The organism is Rhizobacter sp. P3_C12 (genome assembly GCF_056402735.1).
Genome location: NZ_JBFUGW010000521.1, coordinates 1 through 2190 on the forward strand (window position 1 = coordinate 1; position 2190 = coordinate 2190).

General features: G+C 61.4%; 4 protein-coding genes. 1 reads left to right on the plus strand and 3 read right to left on the minus strand.

Annotated elements, in window-relative coordinates; translation table 11 throughout:
* Window positions 1-208 (plus strand): transposase domain-containing protein (locus AC1DXV_RS34025; RefSeq protein WP_477936853.1); only part of this gene is annotated, 208 nt, incomplete at its 5' end.
* 413 nt (window positions 209-621) lie between these two features.
* On the opposite strand, the gene AC1DXV_RS34030 is transcribed toward AC1DXV_RS34025, so the two are convergent.
* The 3 genes from AC1DXV_RS34030 to AC1DXV_RS34040 all read right to left on the minus strand — a co-directional run.
* A complete protein-coding gene (locus tag AC1DXV_RS34030; protein WP_477873906.1) occupies window positions 622-1095 on the minus strand; it encodes a hypothetical protein in 474 nt (157 codons plus the stop codon).
* A 107-nt stretch (window positions 1096-1202) separates the two neighbouring features.
* On the minus strand, window positions 1203-1472 hold the full coding sequence (locus AC1DXV_RS34035; RefSeq protein WP_477873907.1) for a DUF1488 family protein: 270 nt from the start codon (window positions 1470-1472) through the stop codon (window positions 1203-1205).
* Between the two features lie 418 nt (window positions 1473-1890).
* The coding region (locus AC1DXV_RS34040) for an ArsC/Spx/MgsR family protein (RefSeq protein ID WP_477937975.1) at window positions 1891-2190 on the minus strand (300 nt) is incomplete at its 5' end.

The window sequence follows — 2190 nt, forward strand, 5'->3', positions numbered from 1 at the left end:
GGCGATGGGACGCAAAGCATGGCAGTTCGTGGGTAGCGAGCTGGCGGGTCAGCGAGCGGCCATCATCATGAGCCTGGTGCAGTCAGCACGTCTGAACGGGCATGACCCCTGGGCCTACTTGCGTGACGTGTTGGAGCGGCTGCCGATGCTGCCCAATAGCCGACTCGAAGAGCTGTTGCCTCATCGGTGGACTCCGCCGCAGACTTGAGCAACTGACCGCCGTCAAGATGGGACGGCCAGACGCTCACGGTCGCACGGCATCCTGATGCCTGATCGCGCGTCCGCTGGGGTGCCCCATTGGTGAGCGAGGAGAGGGCATGCCGGCCACGCGCAGCGTCCGTGGCCGCCGGCGAACTACTGGATATGAGACGGCGTCTCATAAACGTCTCATATCGGTCGCCTATGACAAAGGGCCCGCATCGCTGCGGGCCCCGTCAATACTGGCTCCTCGACCTGGGCTCGAACCAGGGCCCTACGGATAAACGTCCGGCGCTCTGGATCGCTACGGCTGCTCCCAACTATTCGCCAACCGTCTGTGTGATGTGCACCAGTTCGAGTTCGAATCAAGCCACGGTTGGACAGTGCGACCGAACCGTTGGCCCGGCACCGGCGGTGAAGTAGTCAAGGAGGCGAGAGGTCGGCTCCCAGTGCGGCGGCCGATATATCTACCTCGGGGCCAACGGTCCGCGCAAACACTTCCTCAGCCAATGCTCCCAGCTCCTGTTGACGAGCAGCCGAAACGCCGAGCACAGACAGGGGTATGAGCGTGCGCTCGACAGCGATCAATCCAGCCGTCGATGCCGTCAACAAGGTGACTTCCGAGGAGGCGAGGCCAGTCGATTGCATTTTCATCACCGCGTGCGCAAGTGAGCTTGAGGTGAGGTCTGATGCAGATGTGAGGCGCGAGCCAGCGTCACGATCAGGCAGATTCGGAATCACGACGTTGCTGAGGACCGACAAGTGTGCAAAGAGACCCCTCGCAAAAGTGTCGAAAGTATGACCGTTGACTTGCCCTGCGTCGTTCAGCAGGCGACTGCTCAGGAGCAGCACGAAGGCCTGCTGCTCGGCAAGGATAGTGATGAGATCGGAGCGCATGGTGGCCCTGTGAGCGATGCAACATTTTGCACCGTCGGGGCTGGCCGCTTGTAGGACAACACTCCTCTACGTGCTCAGACATCGGCCACAAGTTTGCCTACGACGCCTTACGCGCGGGTCGTCGAGTGCAGTAGGACCGGGGAGACTTTCTCCGCATCGTATCGGTCCGTAGCCAACTGGATGATTTGATCAGCGTGTTGGTTGTAGGCGGCTAGCCAGGCCGAAGGTTCCGTGCCTGCTCCAAACTCGTCTTCGAGGAACTCGCGCGACGCTATGCCCCGCAGGACTTGTCCGTTGACGGTGAAGGTAAATCGCACTGTCTCGCTGCCAGTGTCGACCACCGCAGGCTTCGAAGCACTTTCCACATTCACCTCCATCGATCACAAAGGAATGATGCTGCTGCAAACTTCGTTTCAACTCTCGCCGTGAGTCTCCATGCAGGAAGGGGGCAAAACAAGTGCCCGACGATGCGAACGTGCCTGTTCGGTGGTTCCTCGTCTTACCGGTAGCGCCCCGGGTGTTTGGAATATGCGTTCCATCCACCGGGCAGGAGCGGTGAAAAACGCCTGACTTTTGGAACGCCCACTCAGGCCCGGGGCCGCGCCAATGCTCACTTCATGCATCGGCCTGTCACGCCGGGGGTCGCGGGTTCGAGCCCCGTCCACTCCGCCAACAAAAAGCCCTTGCAGCTCAATGAGTTGCAAGGGCTTTTCCGCTTTCTGGGTCGGCCGGACGGCGTGATCCATGCATGAGCCGAGCGATGGACTATGCCCAGGGCTTGCCTGGGCACTCTGGCTACGGACGACGCACGCCGTCATCGACCACCACCTCGCCATCTTCCTTCGTGAACGGCGGCAATTGGCCCACGGGGAGCAGCGCGAGCACTTTCTCCGAAGGTCGGCACAACGCCGTGCCCAGTCGCGAGACGACGATGGGCCGATTCAGCAGGATGGGATGCAGCTCGATGAAGTCGATCAACGCCTCATCCGTCCAATGCGCTTCATCGAGCTTCAGCGCCGCGAAGGGCGTTCCCTTCTCGCGCAACAGCGCGCGCACCGACTGGCCGGTGGCGGCAACCAGCTCGCGCAGACGATC

Coding starts and splice junctions, on each gene's coding strand:
- AC1DXV_RS34030 (WP_477873906.1), bottom strand. CDS start 1,095: ATGCGCTCCGATCTCATCACTATCCTTGCCGAGCAGCAGGCCTTCGTG.
- AC1DXV_RS34035 (WP_477873907.1), bottom strand. CDS start 1,472: ATGGAGGTGAATGTGGAAAGTGCTTCGAAGCCTGCGGTGGTCGACACT.